Origin of the sequence: Kitasatospora sp. NPDC048715, from assembly GCF_043198905.1 — a bacterium.
Classification (GTDB): Bacteria; Actinomycetota; Actinomycetes; order Streptomycetales; family Streptomycetaceae; genus Kitasatospora; species Kitasatospora lactacystinica.
In genome coordinates, this window is sequence record NZ_JBICVH010000003.1 from 16,439 (window position 1) to 33,521 (window position 17,083).

Here is a 17,083-nt window from a genome sequence, read left to right on the forward strand (position 1 = left end):
TCCTGGGAGGTCCCTGGTGAGCCGTCCGTCCGCCGACCCCGGGGCCGAGCTGGCCCGCGCGCTGTCCGCCGTGCTGCGCGGCGAGGTCCGCTTCGGCGCCGCCGAACGCACCGTCTACAGTCAGGACGCCTCCAACTACCGGCAGTTGCCGCTCGGCGTGGTCAAACCCGCCGACCTCGACGACGTGCGCACCGCGCTGGCGCTCTGCCGCGGGCACCGGGTGCCGGTGGTGGCGCGCGGGGCCGGGACCAGCATCGGCGGGCAGGCGATCGGCCCGGGGGCGGTGGTGCTGGACTTCCGCCGCCACCTCGGCGCGGTGCTGGAGCTCGACCCGCGGGCCCGCACCGCGCGCGTCCAGCCCGGCACCGTGCTGGACGACCTCCAGCGCGCCGCCCGGCCCCACGGGCTGCGCTTCGGCCCCGACCCGTCCACGCACAGCCGCTGCACCCTCGGCGGCATGATCGGCAACGACTCCTGCGGCTCGCACTCGCTGGCCTGGGGCCGCACCGCCGACAACGTCGAGCGGCTGGAGCTGCTGCTCGCGGACGGCACCGAGCTGACCGTCGGCGGGCGGCTCACCGCCGCGGAGCGCGCCGCGCTCGCCGCACGGCCCGGACGGGTCGGCGAACTCCACACCGAGCTGCAGGAGTTCACCGACCGCAACCTCGCCGTCATCCGGCAGGGCATGCCGCAACTGCCCCGCCGCACCTCCGGCTACCCGCTGGACGCGCTGCTGCCCGAGCACGGCCACGACCTGGCCCGGGCGCTCACCGGCACCGAGGGCACCTGCGCACTGCTGCTCGGCGCCACCGTCCGCCTGGTCGAGGACCCGCCCGCGCGGGCCCTGGTGGTGGCCGGCTACCCCGACGAGGGCGCCGCCGCCGACGCCGTCCCGGCACTGCTCCCGTACGGTCCGCTGACCGCCGAGGGCATGGCGGCCGACCTGATCGCCGCGCTGCTCGCCGCCGGCCCGCGTCCGCCCGCACTGGACCGGCTGCCCGCCGGCGAGTGCTGGCTGTTCCTGGAGACCGGCGGCGATACCCCGTTGGCCGCCTACCAGGCCGCCCGCAGGCTGGGCGACGCGGTGCGCCGCGAGCGCTCGGCCTCCGTCGCCCTGGTCACCGACCCGGTCGAGCAGCGCCAGTTGTGGGCCGTCCGGGAGGCCGGCGCGGGAATCGTCACCCGGCTGCCCGGGGGCGGCGAGGCCTGGCCCGGCTGGGAGGACTCCGCCGTCCCGCCCGAGCGGCTCGGCGACTACCTGCGGGACCTGCGCGCCCTGCTGCGGCGGCACAGCCTGCGCGGCGTCCCGTACGGGCACTTCGGCGACGGCTGCGTGCACCTGCGGATCGACTTCCCGCTGGACGAACCCCAAGGGGTGCTGGTCTTCCGGGAGTTCCTGGAGCAGGCGGCCGATCTGGCGGTCTCGTACGGCGGTTCGCTCTCCGGCGAGCACGGCGACGGCCAGGCCCGGGCCGAGCTGCTGCCACGCATGTACCCACCCGAAGTCATCGGCCTCTTCGGCGAGTTCAAGCGGATCTGGGACCCGGAGAACCTGCTCAACCCGGGCGCCCTGGTCGATCCCCGCCCGCTCGACACCGACCTGCGCTTCGTCACCGCCCCGCGCCGCACGCTGCCGCTGGCCCTCCCGTACGAACAGGACGGCGGCAGCCTGGTCAGGGCGGTGCACCGCTGCGTGGGCGTCGCCAAGTGCGTGGCCCCGGGCAGCGGGGTGATGTGCCCGAGCTACCTGGCCACCGGCGAGGAGCGGCACTCCACCCGGGGGCGGGCCCGGCTGCTCGCCGAGATGCTGCGCGGGGACGCCGTCCCGGACGGCTGGCGTTCGGAGGAGGTCCGGGAGGCACTGGACCTCTGCCTGAGCTGCAAGGGCTGCGCGAGCGACTGCCCGGTCCACGTCGACATGGCGACCTACAAGTCCGAGTTCCTGTACCAGCACTACCGGCACCGGCCGCGGCCGCTCGCGCACTACTCGATGGGCTGGCTGCCGCTCTGGCTGCGGGCCGTCGCGCTCGCCCCCGGGGCGGCCAACACGATCGCCCGCTCCCGGGCCGGCGGGCTGATCAAGCGGCTCGGCGGGATCGACCCGCGCCGGGTGCTGCCCGTCCTCCCGCCGGAGACCTTCACCGCCTGGTACCGGCGGCGCCGCGCCGCCCACCCGGCCCCGGCGGGCGCCCGGCCGGTGCTGCTGTGGCCGGACACCTTCTCCGACCACCTCCAGCCGAACGTGCCGCGCTCGGCCGTCGAGGTGCTGGAGCACCTGGGCTTCGACGTCCGGCTGCCCGCTGGACCGGTCTGCTGCGGCCTCACCTGGTACTCCACCGGCCAACTCGGAACCGCCCGCCGGGTGTTGCGGCGCAGCCTGCGGGCGCTGACGGGATCCGGGATCCAGGCCGACACCCCCGTGGTCGGCCTGGACCCCAGCTGCACCGCGACGCTGCGCGAGGACCTGCCCCGGCTGCTCGGCGCACAGGGCCGCCCGCTCGCCGACCGCACCCGCACCTTCGCCGAGTTCCTCGACGAGTACGCCCCTGACGCCCCGCTCCCCCGGATCCCGCTGGACGCCCTCACCCAGACGCACTGCCACCAGCACGCGGTGCTCGGCAGCGCCGCCGACCGCCGGGTGGAGGCCCGGCTCAGCCTGAACAACCGGGTGCTGGACTCCGGCTGCTGCGGCCTGGCGGGCGACTTCGGCTTCGCGCGGGGCCACTTCGAGGTGTCCGAGGCCATCGCGGAGCGGGTGCTGCTGCCCGAGGTGCGGGCCGCCGGGCCGCGGACGGTGGTCCTCGCGGACGGCTTCAGCTGCCGCACCCAGATCGCCCAACTCGCCGACGGGCGGCAGGCCCTGCACCTGGCGGAGCTGATCGCCCGGGAGCTGCGGTCCGCGAGGTGACGAGGGCGTGTCCGACACGCCCTACCGGGTGCCCTGCGGCTCCTTGCCGGATGCGTGCGCCGCGAGGAAGGCCCCGGCGTGCGCCGCGGCCTCCTCCCGGGTCCGGTGGCCGACGGCGGCCCCGCCGGTCGTGCCGTCGGCGCCGGTGCCCGTCCAGCGCCAGCCCCCGGCGGCCGCGTCCTCGATCAAATCGACCGTTCCGCCGAACAGTCGAAGCGATCCCGGGCGCGCCACCGGACGGCTGACGGCCTCCGGCCACTTCTTCCGGGCACCCTGCCGGGTGATGCCCCAGGCGGCGCCGAGCTGTTCGTACCCGGCGCCGTAGGAGCCCGCGGTGGCGGCCGCGCCCGCGGTGAGCCGCTTGACCTCGGCGTCCACCAGCTTCCAGGCGGACAGCACCGAGAGGGCGGCCTCGACCGGCTCGGCGTCCCACATCCGCTCCGCGGGCAGGCCGGTCGCGCGGGCGCGCACGGCGGCGGCAAGGGGGCCGAGGGCGTCGAGAAGGGCCTTGGCCAGCTCGGCCTGTTCCTCATGGGTGATCTCCGCGATCGTCATGCCGACAACCTTAGTTACCAAATCCAGCTCTGACAACCAAAGTTACCGGCGGAGCCGGTCGAGGGAGCTCGAACCCCGCCGCTCGGGCGCGAACGGAGTGCCCGAGGAGACCCCGCGCCAGCCCACCACCAGGGCCTCCCCCAGGAAGCCCACGCCGATCGACAGCTGGACCGGCCTGGCATCAGGGGCCAGGCCGAAGTGCCCGGCGAGCGCGGCGAAACAGGCCATCACCGCGAGCGAGAGCGCCGCGACCAGGAAGGTCCGCCCGGTGTAGCGCTGCCACAGCACGCCCTCCCGCTCGTAGACCTGGATGGTGGCGCCGCGCACCGCCCCCAGCGCGAGGCCGAGCGCGGCACCCGCCGCGATCCAGCCGTAGTCGGCCGCACCGAGGCCGTGCCGCTGGGCGAGCGCCCAAGCGCCGAGGCCGGTGAGGATCACCGGCGCCGCGAAGAGGTCCCGGGCGTTGAGCGGCTCGCCGCGCAGCCGCCTGATCACCACCACCACGACCACGGCGGCGACCAGCCCCACGTACACCCAGTTGTCCATTCCCACTCCCCCGAAGTTTTGTAGCTCGACCGTGCTAAATCAGCAATTTAGCTCGCCCGTGCTATAACGGCAACATGCCGAAGATCGTCGACCCCGCCGAGCGCCGCCAGGCCGTCGCCGACGCCGTCCTGCGCGTCGCGGCCCGGGAAGGGCTGGAGCACGCCTCCCTGCGCAACGTCGCCGAGGAGGCCGGACTGGCCATCGGCTCGGTACGGCACTACTTCGCCGGCGGCTCGGAGCTGATGATCTTCGCGATGGGCGAGCTGGCCCACCGGATCGAGGCCCGCGTCCGGACCCACGCCGCCGTCCTGCTCGACCCGGCCACCGCCGGCACCGACCGGCGCGAACGGACCGTCCGGCTGCTCGCCGAGACCCTCCCGCTGGACGCCGGACGCCGGGAGGAGTCCGCGCTCTGGCTCTCCTTCGTCACCGCCGCCCGGACCCGGCCCGACCTGCGGCCCCGCGCCGCCGAGATGCAGGCCGGACTCGACGACCTGGTCCGCCGCGTCCTCACCGAGTCCGAGCGCTCCGGCGGCCTGGCCCCCGGCCTCGACCTCGGCGTCGAGACCCGCCGGCTCTCCGCCCTGCTGGACGGCCTCACCCTCCAGGCCGTCCAGCACCCCGCCCTGGTCGGCCCGGACGAGCTGCGCGCGGTGCTGCGCCGCCACCTCGACACCCTGGCCGCTCCGGCCTCCTGACACCGCGCCAACACCCCCGGCACAATGGCGCGATGACCCTCACCACCGCCGAGGCGGACAGGATTCTGGCCGACCACTTCGCGCCCTGGGTGCGGGACCTGGGCCTGTCGACCGTCGAGGCCGGCGAGCAGCACGCCGTCCTGCGGCTGCCCTGGTCCGACCGGCTCGCCCGCGAGGGCGGCGCGCTGTCCGGCCAGGTACTGATGGCCGCCGCCGACACGGCCTGCGTGATCGCGCTGTGCGCGGCCCGCGGCGGATTCGGCCCGATGACCACCGTCCAGCAGTCCACCACCTTCCAGCGCGCGGTCCTCGCCCGGGACGTGCTGGTGCACGCCCGGATCACCAGGCTCGGCCGCCGGCTCGCCTTCCTCGACATCACCCTCCTCCCCGAGGGCACCGAAGGCACCAGGGGCACCGAACGCACCGAGGACACCGAGGGAACCAGGGGCACCGAGGACCCCGCCGCCCACGCCACCGCCGTCTACGCCCTGGGCTGACCGACCGGCACCCGGCTTCCGCGCCCGGATGTCACACCGGCCCGCCCCACGGTGTCCTGATGTCACCAGGTCCTCGGACAGAGTGGAGCGGAAATCATGAGCAAGGTCTGGTTCGTCACCGGTTCGTCCCGCGGCCTCGGCCGCGCCTTCGTCGAGGCGGCCCTGTCCCGCGGCGACCGGGTGGCCGCGACCGCCCGGGACACCGGCCGGCTCGCCGAACTGGCCGCCGCCCACGGGGACGCGGTGCTCCCGCTCCCGCTGGACGTCACCGACCGCGCGGCCGTGCACCGCGCCGTCCTCCGGGCCCACCAGCACTTCGGCCGGCTCGACGTCGTCGTCAACAACGCCGGCTACGGCCTGTCCGGAGCCGTCGAGGAACTCTCCGAGCGGCAGCTGCGCGACCAGCTGGACACCAATCTGTTCGGCCCGCTGCGGGTCGTCCAAGCCGTGCTGCCGCTGCTGCGCGCCCAGGGCTCCGGGCACATCGTCCAGATCTCCTCGGTCGCCGGCGTCGCCGCGTTCCCGCTCGGCGGCGGGTACTGCGCCTCCAAGTGGGCCCTGGAGGGCCTGAGCGAGGCGCTCGCCCAGGAGGTCGCCGGGTTCGGCGTCAAGGTGACCGTCGTCGAGCCCGGCAGCTACGCCACCGACGCGGTCGCCTCCGCCGTGCACGCCGAGGCCGACCCCCGGTACGACGGGCTGCGCGCAGCCTCCGCCGGTCGGGCCGCGGCGCTCGACGTCGGCGACCCGGCCGCGGCCGGCCGGGCCCTGCTGCGGCTCGTCGACGCCGATCAGCCGCCGCTGCGGGTGTTCTTCGGCACCGGGGGCCACCCCATGGTGCGGCAGGCCTACGCCGACCGGCTCACCACCTGGGACGCATGGGCCCGGCTCTCGGCGGAGGCGCACGGCCCCACCGCCCCGGCCGTCTGACCGGCACGACGGCGGCTCCGCCCCTCACCGGCGTTCACGGGGGCGGGCCCCGCCGCCCGCGGGCGCTCGGCGGCGTCAGCCCTGGGCGGCCCCCGCGGGCTCCTGCTCCGCGCAGACCGCCGAGACGAACTCGGCGACCCGCGCCCGCGGCAGACCGCGCGCGATGTCCGCCTCGCTGATCATGCCGACCAGCTTGTGCTCGGGGTGGTTGATCACCGGCAGCCGGCGCACCTGGTACTGCTCCATCACCCGCAGCACCTGTTCGCAGTCCTCGTCCGCCTCCACCGTCATCGGGCGCCCCTGCGCCAGCTCGCCCGCCGTCACGGACGCCGGGTCACGGCCCTCGGCGACGCAGCGCAGCACGATGTCGCGGTCGGTCACGATCCCCAGCAGCTTGTCGCCCGGCCCGCAGATGGGCAGGGCGCCCACATGGCGTTCCCGCATGATCCGGGCGGCGGCCGCGAGCGTCTCGTGCTCGCGGATGCACTCGGCGCCCGGGTGCATGATGTCGCTGGCTATGGTCATGGTCCGCCTCCTGGCCTGGCTTCCCTTCCCCCGTCCATCGTGGTCCGGGCCGGTGGCCGACGCCACCGGGGCCGGCGCGCTCAGCCGCCCCCGGCCGGGCCCGTACGACCGCCCTGCTCGACCCCGTCGCCCTGCCCGACCCGGCCGTCCGGCGACTCCGGACCGACCAGCGGCGACTTCTCCAACACCTCCTCCAGGGGCGGGGGTTCGTGCCTGGGCTGTTCCGGTTCGAGCTCCTCCTCCGACACCTCGCCGCTCTCCACCGCCTCCTCCACGGCCTTCGCCCCGGCCGCGACCGCGGCAGCCGTCAGCAGGTTCCGCTGCTGGACCTCCGTCGCGCTGTCCAGGAAGCGCAGCAGCTCCACCGGGAAGGGCAGCACCAGCGTCGAGTTCTTCTCCGCGGCCACCTCCACCACGGTCTGCAACAGCCGCAGTTGGAGCGCGGCCGGAGTCTTGCTCATCACCGCCGCGGCGTCCGACAGCCGCTCCGAGGCCTGGTACTCGCCGTCCGCCGTGATGATCCGGGCCCGCCGCTCCCGCTCGGCCTCCGCCTGCCGGGCGATCGAGCGCTTCATCGACTCCGGCAGCGCGACGTCCTTGATCTCCACCCGGTCGATCTCGATGCCCCAGCCCAGGGCCGGACTGTCGATCATCAACTCCAGCCCCTGGTTGATCGGTTCCCGGTTGGCCAGCAGGTCGTCCAGCTCGCTCTTGCCGATGATCGAGCGCAGCGAGGTCTGCGCGACCTGGGAGATCGCGAAGTTGTAGTCCTGCACGTTGACGGTGGCCTTCACCGGGTCCTCCACCCGGAAGTAGACCACCGCGTCCACCCGCACGGTCACATTGTCCCGGGTGATGCCCTCCTGCGCCGGGATCGGCATCGTCACGATCTGCACGTTCACCCTGCGCAGCCGGTCCGCGATCGGCATCAGCGCCACCAGCCCGGGATCGCGCACCTCGTCGCGCACCTTCCCGAAGCGGAACACCACGCCCTTCTGGAACTGCTGGACGACCCTGATGCTCAGGCCCGCCCAGATCACACCCAGTCCGGCGAGCCCTCCGAGGACACCCAGCACCGCATCGACGATCATCGCGGCCTCCTCGCGGCCTGCGCGCGCACCGGCGCGCCCGGCCGCCGCCGGCCATGACCGGCCGGGGACCGCCGGGAGCAACTGATTCCACGCTACGCCTGCCCGGTCCGCGCCGGAACGAACGTCCCGGAGCCTCTAGGATCCTGGCCATGCCGACCGTGGCCGCGTCCTCCTCACCCGCCGACGACCCCGCCGACGATCCCGACGACCCCCGCCATCCCGCCGAGGCGGCCGTCCGGGCCGGCGGACTCGCCGAGCTGGACCGCGTCGTCACCGGCTGCCGGGCCTGCCCGCGGCTGGTCCGGTGGCGCGAGGAGACCGCCCGGACCAAGCGCCGCGCCTACCGGGACTGGGACTACTGGGCCCGCCCCGTCCCGGGCTTCGGGCCGCCGGACGCCCCGCTCGTCCTGGTCGGCCTCGCTCCCGCCGCCCACGGCGCCAACCGCACCGGCCGGATCTTCACCGGCGACCCCTCCGGCGACCTGCTCTACGCCGCCCTCTACGAACTCGGGCTCGCCAACCGCCCCGAGTCCGTCCGCCACGGCGACGGCCTGGAACTGTCCGGCGTCCGGATCACCGACCCGGTCCGCTGCGCCCCGCCGGACAACAAGCCCAGCACGGCCGAACGCGACACCTGCCGGCCCTGGATCACCCGGGAGCTGGAGCTGATGCGCCCCACCGTGCGCACCGTGGTCGCCCTCGGCGGCTTCGCCTGGCAGGCGATGCTGCCGGTGATCGCGGACGCCGGCTGGCGGGTCCCCCGCCCCCGCCCGGCGTTCGGCCACGCCGCCCTGGCCGTCTTCCCGGCCCGCGACGGCGGCCCGGACCTGCGGATGTACGGCTGCTACCACGTGAGCCCGCGCAACACGAACACCGGCCGGCTGACCACCGCGATGCTCCGGGACCTGCTGCGCGAGGCGGCCCGCTCGGCGGGGCTCGACCCCCGGTAGCCCGCCCCCGCCGGCGGCCTCGCTCGCGCGACCCCGCTCGCTCGCCCACGCCGGCACGGCCCGCGGGCAACCGCTCCCGGCGCGGGCCGGTCAGTCGAACCGCCGGGTGGCCGTGATCCCGCCGTCCACCGGCAGCGTCACGCCCGCGACGTACGAGGCCCGGTCGCTCAGCAGCCAGGCGGCCGCCTGCGCCACCTCCTCGTCCGTACCCGGCCGGCCCAGCGGCGTGGAACGCTCCACCAGCGCGGCGAACTCCGGCCCGGACCCGAAGAACGGCTCGGTGCCCGGCGTGCGCACCACCCCGGGCGCGACGGCGTTGACCCTGATGCCGTGCCGGGCGTGATCGGCGGTGGCCGCCTTCACCAGACCGCTCAGGCCGTGCTTGGCGGCCTGCTGGGCGCCGTCGCCGAAGCCCCCGACCAGCGCCCCCACACCGGTGTTGAGCACCACCGCGCCGCCGCGCCCGGCCGCCGTCATCGCCCGCAGCTGGGCCCGCAGACAGAGCCAGGTGCCGCGCAGGTTGAGCGCGTGGGTGTCGTCCCACTCCGACTCCGAACGCTCGGTGAGCGGGGCCGGCGGCAGGCCGTTGCCCGCGTTGTCGAAGGCCGCGTCCAGCCGGCCGAAGGCCTCCAGCGCGGTGTCCACCGTCCGCTGCGCACCGGCGGCCGTGGTCAGATCGGCGGCGACCGCCACCACCCCGGCCCCGGTGGCGCGCAGCTCGGTGGCCAGTTCCTCCACCTCGGCGCCGGAGCGGGCGGCGAGCACCAGCAGCGCGCCCTCCCGGGCGAACAGCCGGGCGGCGGCCGCGCCGATGCCCCGCCCGGCGCCGGTGACGATCGTGACCTTGTCGTCGAGAAGTCCCATGCGGCGAGCCTGCCGCCGTGCCCGCCGGCCCACCAGCGGCCGGACGCTCCCCGGGAACCGGCTTCCTGGGACAGCCAGGTCCTGGCTGTCCCGGGCGAGCTGTGGCAGCCTGACGCGCATGCCCGAGACCCCGCTGGGCGCCTTCCTCCGCGCCCGCCGCGCCCGACTCGCGCCCGCCGACGCCGGCCTGCCCGCCTCCGGACGCCGCCGTACGCCCGGACTGCGCCGCGAGGAGGTCGCCGCCCGCGCCGGGATCTCGGCCGACTACTACGCCCGCCTGGAACAGGGCCGCCAACGGGTGCCGACCGGCCCGGTCCTCGACGGTCTCGCCGAGGCCCTGCAACTGACCGCCGCCGAGCGCGGCTACCTGCACCGGCTGGCCGCCCGCCCGCACCGCCCGGCCCCGCCGCCCGCCGAAGCCCCGGCGCTCCCTCCGACCACCCTCGCCCTGCTGGACACCCTGGACGCCGCGCCCGCCTTCGTCACCGGCCCCACCTTCGACCTGCTGGCCTGGAACCGGCCCGCCGCCCTGCTGCTGGCCGGGCCGGAACGACGGCCGGCCCCTGAGCGGAACCTGCTCTGGCAGGTGTTCTGCTGCCCGTACCGGGACCGCTCGCAGGGCAACACGGCCGCCGAGGGCTCGATCGGCGCCGACCTGGTCGCCTCACTGCGCGCCCAGCACGCCGACCGTCCCCGCGACCGCGCCCTGCTCGCCCTGGTCCACCGGCTGTCGGCCGACAGCCCCGTCTTCGCCGAGCTCTGGGACCGCCACCGCGCCGCCCCGCCCCGTCCCGGCCGCCTCCACGTCCGCCACCCGGCCCTCGCCGCCACCGTCCTCGACTACACCGTCCTGCCCCTCCCCGAGGACGGCCGCCACCTCTTCGCCTTCCTCGCCCCGCCCGACAGCCCCACCCGGCACGCCTTCGCGGCGGCCGGCGGGGACCTGCTCCGGACCGCCACCGCCCCGGGGTAGCCGCCGCGCGCACCGCACGCGACCGCGGCCCGGTCGGTGGCGCGCGGGCGGCGGCCCCGGGGCGTGTCCTGCGGGTCTTCGCGCACCCGGCGGAGATCCGCCGGACACGCCCTACCCGAACCGGGCCAGCTTCCGCTTCCCCGCCCGCCGCCAGACGTCCGGCAGGCGCCGCCGGGCGGCCTCGGCCGACGCCAGCTGACGCCCGTACAGGGCGCCGTACCCGAACGGCTCGCCACCGGTGACCGCGTGGGTCGCGAGGGCGGTCGCGGCCACCACGGCGTCCTGGTGCTCGCCCAGCACCTCCTGGACGGCCTTCATCCGCTGCGCGTAGCGCTCGGCCCGGGCGCCGGCCGCCGGGGCGGCGGCCTCACCGGCGTAGCGGGCTCGCTTGGCCGCCTTGCGGGCCTCGTGGAGCGCGCGGGTCCGCTCGTCGGGGGCGGCGGCGAGGGCCGCCCCGACCCGCCCGGCCGTACGCCGCTGCTCGCGGGCGGCGATGCGGGAGAGCTCCGGGACGGCGCTGCGGGCGGCACGCCGGCGCAGCGGCGGATCCGCGAGGAAGGCGGCGAGAGCCTCGCCGAGCGCCCGGCGGCGGGAGCTGTCCAGGGCGGCGACCACCTCGGGCCAGATGGCGCGGTACTCGGCCTCGCCCCACCGGTCCAGTGCTGCGGCGACCCGCTGCGGGCCGCACCCGGCGGGCAGCTCGCGGGCCTCGGCGACCAGCCGTTCGGCCAGCACCTCGCGGTCCCGCGCCCGGCCCAGGACGCCGCCGAGCCAGCGCAGCTCCGCGACCAGCTCGTCGGCCGCTCCGGGGGCGACCAGCCGCCGGAAGGTCTGCAGGGCGCTGCGCAGCCGCCGGCAGGCGACCCGCATCCGGTGCACGGCGTCCGGCTCGTCCGCCCGGACGGCGTCGTCCAGGCCGGCCAGCACGGCCGCCTGCGTCTCCAGGCGGGCCAGCAGCACCTGCCCCACCGTGGTGTCGGGTCTCGCCATGGACGCTCGCCCCCTCGTCGGGTCAGCGGGAACGCCTTCCAGGCTAATCCGCGTCGGGCCGCTGTCGACCGCGCGGCAGCCGGGCGGGCGACCCCGCGGGCGGCCGGGCCCGCTGTCGGGCCCGCTGTCGAACCCTGCAGGCTACTGATCGCACGTCAGCCGGAACAGGGACCTACGGGCCCTCGTGCCGGATGCGAGCGCCATGACATACTCCGGAGCGTGACGACCTCCTCCCGTGCGACCAGGGCCCTGCGGGCCGCGGTGTTCACCGCGCTCGCCGTGCCGATGGCCGCGTTGGGCCAGGTCGTCATCACGGGCCGCCCGCTGCCGCTGTCGCTGGTGGCCTCGGCCGGTGCCGTCGTCTTCCTGGTCGCGGCCGTCCTGGCCGGCGGGGAACGGCGGATGCTGCACATCTCCGGCGTGATGGTGCCGGTCGAGCTGCTGCTCAACACCACGTTCAACCTGGGCCAGGCCGGCTGTTCGCCGGTGCTGGCCGGTCAGGTGCCCGCCCGCGGGGTGAACCTGCTGGTCTGCGGCGGCGGTTCGGTGGACGGCTCGCTGCTGAGCGGCCCGCTGGGCCACGCCGGGCAGTTGGCCCCCGCCGCGACCCAGCTGCTGCTCCTGCTGGTGCACGTGGTGATCGCCCTCGCCGCCTCGGCCTGGCTGCGGATGGGCGACGCCGCCCTGTCCGGCCTGGCCCGGGCGCTGTGCGCGCTGCGGCAGTCGCTGGCCGGCCCGCTGCGCGCCCTGGTCGTCCTGCTGCTCCCCGCGCCGGTGCGTCCGGTGCTGCGGGTGCCGCTGCCGGTGTCGGACCGTGCCCGGCCGCGCCGCGAGGACGTGGTGCTGAGCCCGGCGCCCCGGCGCGGCCCGCCCGCCTTCGCGCCTGCCTGCTGATCACCGTCCCGACCTGATCACCCCCGTACCCGGCCGGACGGACCCGGTACGCCCGCAGGCAGTGCGCACGACTCCCGCGTTCACCGACCCCGCCGCAGCAGCTGCGGCTCCCCGCGCGCACCCGCGCGCCGCGTACAGGAGTTGACTTCCCCATGGCTCAGGCCCCCAGCAAGCAGCAGGCCAAGCGCATCAGTGCCCGTGAGCGGATCCAGGAGGCGCAGCGCCGCGAGCAGCAGGCCGCCAAGCGCCGTCAGCGGATCGTCGTGACGGTCTCCGCGGTCGTCGTGCTGGCCCTCGCGGGCGGTGTCGCCGTCGCGATCAACTCGGCCTCGGACAAGAACGACAAGTCCTCCGCCGCCGCGTCGGCGCCGCTGGTCGTGCCCGCCAACGCCTCCGGCCCGGACGGCACGGTGATCACCTACGGCAAGGCGGACGCCCCGCACACCATGGAGATCTACGAGGACTTCCGCTGCCCGGTCTGCAAGCACTTCGAGGCGGCCAACGGCGAGACCGTCAAGAAGCTCACCGAGGACGGCCGGATCAAGGTGGAGTTCCACCTGGCGGCGTTCCTGGACAAGAACCTCGGCGGCAAGGGCTCGCGCACCGCGCTGGCCGCGGCCGGCGCCGCGCTGAACGAGGGCGTGGACCAGTTCAAGGCGTTCCACGACGTGCTGTACGCCAACCAGCCGGACGAGCGCGAGGACGGCTTCGGCGACGTCGACCACATCCTGAACCTGGCCGGCCAGGTGCCCGGGCTGAAGACGGACGCCTTCGTGAAGGCGGTGACCGACAAGACCTACGCCCCGTGGGCGGCCAAGGTCTCCGACGCCTTCAACGGCAGCGGGGTGACCGGCACTCCGACCGTCAAGGTGGACGGCAAGCAGATCACCCTGTTCGCCGGCAACGCCGTGGTCCCGGCCGAGCAGTTCGCCGCGCAGGTGAAGCAGGCCGCCGGCCTCCAGTAGGCCGCACCCTCCCCGCACCGTACGGCACCACCCGGCCCGGCCGAACTCCCGGCCGGGCCGGCTCCTCCCAGCCAGCCACCGGAGTGTGCTGTCATGACCGCCGCTACCACCGTGCACCCGTCCCGCTCCGCTCCCGACGCCGCCGCCCGGGCCCCGATCGGCGCGAGCCGGGCCTACGCCCTCCTGCTGTTCCTGGGCGGGCTGGTCGGGCTGGCCGCCTCGGCCGTCCTGACCTTCGACAAGCTCCGCATCCTGGAGAACCCCTCCTACGTCCCCAGCTGCAACATCAACCCGATCATCAGCTGCGGTTCGGTGATGCGCACCGAGCAGGCGGAGGTCTTCGGCTTCCCGAACCCGCTGCTCGGGCTGGCCGCCTTCGGCGCGCTGACGGCGATCGGCGCGGGGCTGCTCGCCGGTGCCGGGTACCGGCGCTGGTTCTGGCTGGGCCTGAACGCGGGCACCGCGCTGGGCGTGGTGTTCGCGCACTGGCTGATCCACCAGGCGCTGTACGACATCGGCGCGCTGTGCCCGTACTGCATGGTGGTGTGGGCCACGGTGGTGGTGCTGTTCTGGTACACGACGCTGCACAACCTGCGCACGGGCGTGATTCCGGCGGGCCCGCGGTCGGCGGTGGTCGTCCGGGAGGCGGCGCGCTACCACTGGGCGCTGCCGGTGCTGTGGGCGGCGGTGATCGCGCTGCTGGTCCTCAACCGGTTCTGGTCCTACTGGAGCACGCTGCTCTGACCGTCCGTCACCCCACGTACCCGTCCGAGTGCAGCAGTGCGGCGGCGCCGGTCCGCCGGGCCTCCAGGGCCGCGGTGAGCCGGCGCGCCGCACCGGGCTGCAGCAGGACGGCCGCCCGGGCCGGGGTGACCCAGCCGTGGTCGGCGACCTCCTCGGCCTGCGCCCGGACCGCCGTGCCGTCCGCGACCGTCCCGCCGTCGAACATGAACTGCACGGCGGGGTGGGCGTGTTCGCCCTGGTCGGGGATCGAGTCGCGCCACTCCACGACGAGCAGCCGCAGCGGCCCGGCCAACAGCCCGGTCTCCTCGTACAGTTCGCGGGCCGCGCACTCGGCGGGCCCCTCCCCCCGGTCCATCCCGCCGCCGGGGAACTGCCACTGGTCGCGGTAGCTGGCCTTCAGCAGCAGGACCCGGCCCGCTTCGTCGGTGAGCAGGACGCTGCAGCCGACGTAGGCGCGCACCATCCCGGCGAGCCACTCCTCCTCCGAGAGTGCCCAGGTGTCCGTCATCGCGCCTCCTCCGCCGGGTCCCCGTCCTCGCGGCCACTCTGCCGCGATCACGGCCCCGGGAGAGCCGATCGGCCCCTAATCCACCCGAATGAGTGCCGGTGGCCCCGCCTGCCCGAACACGGCCCGCCGGAAGGCGTTGCGCAGGTCGGTGAGCTGCTGGATCCCCCGGTCGTAGTGCACCTTGTTGGTGAGCAGCAGGGCCCAGCGGCCGAGCCTGCGGGAGACCCAGAAGCCGGTGCCGGTGAAGCCGTAGTGGACGAAGGTGCCCTCGGCCGGGTCGGTGCCGGGAGCGTGCAGCCAGGACAGGCCGCGGGCGGGGGCGAGGCCGCCGGTGTGCTCGCGCAGCGATTCGTCGATCCACGGCTCGCCCCAGGGCGCCCCGGGCGGCGGGGCGAGCAGCGCGGTGAGGAAGCGGGCCAGGTCGCGGGCGGTGGAGAAGGCCCCGGCGTTGCCGGAGACCCCGCCGAGCAGCCGGGCGGAGGGGTCGTGGACGACGCCGCACAGGTGGGTGCCGGCACCCTCCTCGTACTCGGTGGGCGCGGTGCGGGCGGCGAGCGCGCCGTCGAGCGGGCCGTACCGGGTGTCGGTCATGCCGAGCGGCCCCCAGGCCCAGCGTGCGGCGAGCTCGTCCAGCGGCGCGCCGCCGAGGTCCTCGACCAGGTGGGCGAGCAGGACGGCGGCGCGGTCGGTGTACTCGACGGCCGTGCCCGGCGGGCGGCGCAGCGGGGCGGCGAGCACCCCGGCCCGGATCGCCGCGGGGTCGCGTCCGTAGAGCTGCTCGAAGCGGGTGTACGGGAGCATCCCCGCGGTGTGGGCGAGGAGTTGACGGACCGTCACCTCGCCGGCGGGGTGCCCGGCGGCCGGTGGCCACCAGCGGCCGAGCGGCTCGTCCAGCGGAAGCCGCCCGGATTGCCGCAGCACCCCCGCGCAGGGCCAGAGCGCGACGACCTTGGTGAGGCTGGCGAGGTCGTACAGCGTGTCGGGCCCGGGCCGCAGCCGCGCGTACGGCCCCTGCCCGAGCACGCCGTGGCTGCCGCCGCCGAGTGTGCCGCCGGCGTCGCCGACGGCCCAGACGGCGCCCGCCCCGACGGTGCGCGCGCCCTCCCCGACCAGCCGGTCCAGCTCCCCGCCGGGCGCGGCCGGGTCGGGGAGCCGGTCGGCTCCGGGTGCTCGGTGACTCATCCGTCTCCCCCTTCGGGCCGACGGGAGCCTTCCCCGCGCAGCGGTCGCTCAGACCGCCGCGGCCAGCTCCTTGCCGAGGCAGATGCTCTGCGCGTGCTCCTTGTAGATCCCGAACTTCCGGATCGCGTCGTAGCCCTCGGACCGGTACAGCGCGACGGCCTCGGGCTGCTCGGTGCCGGTCTCCAGGATGAAGCGGGTCCGCCCGGCCTCGATCGCGGTCCGCTCCAGGCGGCCCAGCACCGCGCGGGCCAGGCCGCGGCCGCGGGCCGCGGGGATCACGAACATCCGCTTCAGCTCCGCGTCGCCGTCGCGCAGGCCGTCCGGACCGGCCTGCTTGGCCCGCCAGCCGCCGCAGGCGACCGGACGGCCGTCCAGGTAGGCGATCATGAACAGGCCGGCCGGCGCCTCGAAGTCCTCGGGGCGCATGACGGTCTCGTCCGGGTCGCCGTAGCGGCGCACGTACTCCTGCTGCACCTCGGCCGACAGGGTCTGGGCGTCGGGGTGGGCGTAGCCGGTGATGCGGAACTCGACGGCGCCGGTGTCCCGGGCGGTGCTGGTGCTCATGCCGAAAAGCCTACGATCCCCGCTCAGCGGGCCTCGAACCGGGCGACCAGGTCGTCCTTGCCGAACATCCGGGCGGTGTCCACGGCGCTCGGGGCGCCGGCCTGCGGGTCGGCGCCGCCGGCCAGCAGGACGTCCAGCACGTCCGTGGCGCCCTTGAAGACGGCCCCGGCCAGCGGGGTCTGCCCGTGGTCGTTGGCGAGGTTCGGGTCGGCGCCGTACCGGAGCAGCTCCGCCACCGTCGCGGCGTGGCCGTGGTAGGCGGCGAGCATCACCAGGGTGTCGCCGCGGCCGTTGGTGAGGTCGGCCGGGGCCCCGGCGTCCAGGTAGGCGGACAGGGTCTCGGTCTCCCCGGTCCGGGCGGCGTCGAAGAGCTTCCCGGCGAGCGCGATCACCTCGGCGTCGGGGGCGTCGGCGGGCTGCTGGCTGGCGGCGTCGGTCATGGCGGGCGGCCTTTCCGGTCGGGTCGTCGGGCGGTCTCGGGGCTGCGCCCAGGGCACGGTAGCGGCCGGCGCCGGAACGGGCCAGCGGGCGTCCGGAATCCGGATGACGGCCCGCGCCCGCCACGACACACGGCCGCGCGCGTTGCGCAGCCATTCGAGCGAACTTCCCGGACCCCCCGGAAACTTCCCGCCCTCCGCCCGGGAATGCCTCGGCGCATCGAATCCCCTCGGCACCCGGCCCCACCCCGGCCGGGTCGCATAC

The 17,083-nt window shown here is 75.8% G+C and carries 19 protein-coding genes; 9 read left to right on the forward strand and 10 right to left on the reverse strand.

Annotation, left to right across the window (positions count from 1 at the left end; genetic code table 11):
* The first annotated feature begins 16 nt into the window (after positions 1-16).
* A complete protein-coding gene (locus ACGFSC_RS06770) occupies positions 17-2,908 on the forward strand; it encodes an FAD-binding and (Fe-S)-binding domain-containing protein (RefSeq protein WP_359909084.1) in 2,892 nt (963 codons plus the stop codon).
* Positions 2,909-2,929: 21 nt separating this feature from the next.
* Here ACGFSC_RS06770 and ACGFSC_RS06775 read toward each other — a convergent pair whose 3' ends face one another.
* Together ACGFSC_RS06775 and ACGFSC_RS06780 are read right to left on the reverse strand one after the other, a co-directional pair.
* On the reverse strand, positions 2,930-3,463 hold the full coding sequence (locus tag ACGFSC_RS06775; protein WP_359909081.1) for a hypothetical protein: 534 nt from the start codon (positions 3,461-3,463) through the stop codon (positions 2,930-2,932).
* A 42-nt stretch (positions 3,464-3,505) separates the two neighbouring features.
* Entirely contained in the window at positions 3,506-4,009 is a 504-nt protein-coding gene (locus ACGFSC_RS06780; RefSeq protein WP_359909078.1) for a DUF1453 domain-containing protein, read from the reverse strand.
* A gap of 74 nt (positions 4,010-4,083) precedes the next feature.
* On the opposite strand from ACGFSC_RS06780, the gene ACGFSC_RS06785 reads away from it, so the two are divergent.
* From ACGFSC_RS06785 to ACGFSC_RS06795, 3 genes are all read left to right on the forward strand, one after another.
* Positions 4,084-4,707 (forward strand): TetR family transcriptional regulator C-terminal domain-containing protein, encoded by a 624-nt coding sequence (locus tag ACGFSC_RS06785; RefSeq protein ID WP_359909075.1) that lies wholly within the window; start codon positions 4,084-4,086, stop codon positions 4,705-4,707.
* Positions 4,708-4,739: 32 nt separating this feature from the next.
* A complete protein-coding gene (locus tag ACGFSC_RS06790; RefSeq protein ID WP_359909072.1) occupies positions 4,740-5,204 on the forward strand; it encodes a PaaI family thioesterase in 465 nt (154 codons plus the stop codon).
* Between the two features lie 96 nt (positions 5,205-5,300).
* Entirely contained in the window at positions 5,301-6,131 is an 831-nt protein-coding gene (locus tag ACGFSC_RS06795) for an SDR family NAD(P)-dependent oxidoreductase (RefSeq protein ID WP_359909069.1), read from the forward strand.
* 75 nt (positions 6,132-6,206) lie between these two features.
* Here ACGFSC_RS06795 and ACGFSC_RS06800 read toward each other — a convergent pair whose 3' ends face one another.
* Together ACGFSC_RS06800 and ACGFSC_RS06805 are read right to left on the reverse strand one after the other, a co-directional pair.
* The gene (locus tag ACGFSC_RS06800; protein WP_359909066.1) at positions 6,207-6,656 is read right to left on the reverse strand and encodes a CBS domain-containing protein; all 450 of its coding nucleotides are present in this window, start codon (positions 6,654-6,656) and stop codon (positions 6,207-6,209) included.
* An 80-nt stretch (positions 6,657-6,736) separates the two neighbouring features.
* Positions 6,737-7,744, reverse strand: coding sequence for a slipin family protein (locus ACGFSC_RS06805; protein ID WP_380349773.1), 1,008 nt, complete (start codon positions 7,742-7,744; stop codon positions 6,737-6,739).
* Between the two features lie 152 nt (positions 7,745-7,896).
* Between ACGFSC_RS06805 and ACGFSC_RS06810 the strand changes: the two genes are divergently transcribed.
* Entirely contained in the window at positions 7,897-8,697 is an 801-nt protein-coding gene (locus ACGFSC_RS06810; protein ID WP_359909060.1) for a uracil-DNA glycosylase, read from the forward strand.
* A gap of 90 nt (positions 8,698-8,787) precedes the next feature.
* Here the strand turns inward: ACGFSC_RS06810 and ACGFSC_RS06815 are convergent, their stop codons facing one another.
* Positions 8,788-9,561, reverse strand: a complete 774-nt coding sequence (locus ACGFSC_RS06815) for an SDR family oxidoreductase (RefSeq protein ID WP_359909057.1) — start codon at positions 9,559-9,561, stop codon at positions 8,788-8,790.
* A gap of 118 nt (positions 9,562-9,679) precedes the next feature.
* Here ACGFSC_RS06815 and ACGFSC_RS06820 point away from each other — a divergent pair, with 118 nt between their 5' ends.
* The gene (locus ACGFSC_RS06820; RefSeq protein WP_359909054.1) at positions 9,680-10,534 is read left to right on the forward strand and encodes a helix-turn-helix transcriptional regulator; all 855 of its coding nucleotides are present in this window, start codon (positions 9,680-9,682) and stop codon (positions 10,532-10,534) included.
* A gap of 111 nt (positions 10,535-10,645) precedes the next feature.
* Here the strand turns inward: ACGFSC_RS06820 and ACGFSC_RS06825 are convergent, their stop codons facing one another.
* The gene (locus ACGFSC_RS06825) at positions 10,646-11,524 is read right to left on the reverse strand and encodes a CHAD domain-containing protein (RefSeq protein ID WP_359909051.1); all 879 of its coding nucleotides are present in this window, start codon (positions 11,522-11,524) and stop codon (positions 10,646-10,648) included.
* A 219-nt stretch (positions 11,525-11,743) separates the two neighbouring features.
* Between ACGFSC_RS06825 and ACGFSC_RS06830 the strand changes: the two genes are divergently transcribed.
* The 3 genes from ACGFSC_RS06830 to ACGFSC_RS06840 all read left to right on the forward strand — a co-directional run bounded on the left by ACGFSC_RS06830 (position 11,744) and on the right by ACGFSC_RS06840 (position 14,127).
* Positions 11,744-12,418 carry a hypothetical protein gene (locus tag ACGFSC_RS06830; RefSeq protein ID WP_359909048.1) on the forward strand — a complete coding sequence of 225 codons (675 nt, stop codon included), beginning with the start codon at positions 11,744-11,746 and terminating at the stop codon, positions 12,416-12,418.
* 152 nt (positions 12,419-12,570) lie between these two features.
* On the forward strand, positions 12,571-13,383 hold the full coding sequence (locus tag ACGFSC_RS06835; RefSeq protein ID WP_359909045.1) for a thioredoxin domain-containing protein: 813 nt from the start codon (positions 12,571-12,573) through the stop codon (positions 13,381-13,383).
* Positions 13,384-13,476: 93 nt separating this feature from the next.
* Entirely contained in the window at positions 13,477-14,127 is a 651-nt protein-coding gene (locus ACGFSC_RS06840; RefSeq protein WP_359909042.1) for a vitamin K epoxide reductase family protein, read from the forward strand.
* Positions 14,128-14,134: 7 nt separating this feature from the next.
* Here the strand turns inward: ACGFSC_RS06840 and ACGFSC_RS06845 are convergent, their stop codons facing one another.
* The 4 genes from ACGFSC_RS06845 to ACGFSC_RS06860 form a co-directional block, all read right to left on the reverse strand.
* Positions 14,135-14,635, reverse strand: a complete 501-nt coding sequence (locus tag ACGFSC_RS06845) for an NUDIX hydrolase (RefSeq protein ID WP_359909039.1) — start codon at positions 14,633-14,635, stop codon at positions 14,135-14,137.
* A gap of 75 nt (positions 14,636-14,710) precedes the next feature.
* Complete coding sequence (locus ACGFSC_RS06850) at positions 14,711-15,817, reverse strand: serine hydrolase domain-containing protein (RefSeq protein ID WP_359909036.1); 1,107 nt, start codon at positions 15,815-15,817, stop codon at positions 14,711-14,713.
* Positions 15,818-15,865: 48 nt separating this feature from the next.
* The gene (locus ACGFSC_RS06855) at positions 15,866-16,381 is read right to left on the reverse strand and encodes a GNAT family N-acetyltransferase (protein WP_359909033.1); all 516 of its coding nucleotides are present in this window, start codon (positions 16,379-16,381) and stop codon (positions 15,866-15,868) included.
* A 23-nt stretch (positions 16,382-16,404) separates the two neighbouring features.
* Positions 16,405-16,821: an ankyrin repeat domain-containing protein gene (locus tag ACGFSC_RS06860; protein ID WP_359909030.1), complete on the reverse strand. Its 417-nt coding sequence runs from the start codon at positions 16,819-16,821 to the stop codon at positions 16,405-16,407.
* Positions 16,822-17,083 lie beyond the last annotated feature (262 nt).